The sequence below is a fragment of the Burkholderia sp. Ac-20392 genome, assembly GCF_017104585.1.
Taxonomy (GTDB): domain Bacteria; phylum Pseudomonadota; class Gammaproteobacteria; order Burkholderiales; family Burkholderiaceae; genus Burkholderia; species Burkholderia lata.
On sequence record NZ_JAAGPB010001002.1, the window covers coordinates 1 to 1,241 of the forward strand.

Below are 1,241 nucleotides of genomic sequence, written 5' to 3' on the forward strand. Positions count from 1 at the left end.
TCAAGCTGTCGGGCATCGCCCGCCCTCGCGGCCGATGCCCGACAGCTTGGTGCCGCCGAACGGCGTGCGCAGGTCGCGCACGAACCATGCGTTCAGCCACACGATGCCCGTCTCGATCCGCTTCGCGACGCGATGGCCGCGTGCGAGGTGCGTCGTCCACACGCTCGCCGCCAGGCCGTACGCGCTGTCGTTCACGCGGCGGATCACTTCGTCCTCGCTGTCGAACGGCGCGACGTGGCACACGGGCCCGAAGATCTCCTCGGTCACGCAGCGCGCGGTGTCGGGCAGCCCGGTCCAGATGGTCGGCTGCACGAATGCGCCGTCGTCGCGCGCATCGCCGAACGTGGGCGCACCGCCGCCCGTCACGACGGTCGCGCCTTCTTCAACGGCCAGCCGGAAATACGACAGCACCTTGTCGCGATGGCCGCGCGAGATCAGCGGGCCCATCGTCGTGGCCGGATCGTCGGGCGCACCGACTTGCAGCGCCTCGGTGCGCGTTTTCAGCGCGGCGACGAAGCGCTCGAAGATCGGCCGCTCGACGTACACGCGCTCGCTGCACAGGCACACCTGCCCGGCATTGGTGAAGCTCGACTTGACGATGCCGTCCACGGCCGCGTCGAAATCCGCGTCGGCGAACACGACGGCCGCGTTCTTGCCGCCGAGTTCGAACGAGATGTCCTTCACGCCGTCGGCGACGGCCTTCATGATCGCGCTGCCCGTGCGCGATTCGCCGGTGAACGTGATCGCGTCGATGCCCGGATGGCGCGTGAGGAATTCGCCGGCGGCGGCCGGCCCGTGTCCGTGCACGAGGTTGAACACGCCGCGCGGCAGGCCGACCGCGTCGATCACCTCGGCCAGCAGCGTCGCGGAGCCGGGCGTCTCTTCCGACGGCTTCGCGACGACGCAGTTGCCCATCGCAAGCGCCGGCGCGACCTTCCACGTGAACAGCAGCAGCGGCAGGTTCCACGGCGAGATGATGCCGACCACGCCGAGCGGCTTGCGCGTCACGTAGTTGAGATACTGCGCGCCGTCGGCCGTCTGCGATTCGAAGCAGTCGTCGCCGGCCGTGCGGACCAGGTCGGCGAACGTGCGGAAATTGGCGATGCCGCGCGCGATGTCGAGCGTGCGGGCCTGGGCCAGCGGGCGGCCGGTGTCGGCCACTTCGGCCGCGACGAAATCGTCGAAGCGCGCCTGGATGCCGTCGGCGATCCGGTGCAGCCAGTCGGCCCGCTGCGCGGGCG

General features: G+C 70.3%; 1 protein-coding gene. It reads right to left on the bottom strand.

Features of this window, described 5'->3' with window-relative positions:
• A partial coding sequence (locus G3N99_RS40420) for a 2-hydroxymuconic semialdehyde dehydrogenase (RefSeq protein WP_206125217.1) occupies positions 1-1,241 on the bottom strand: 1,241 nt, incomplete at its 5' end.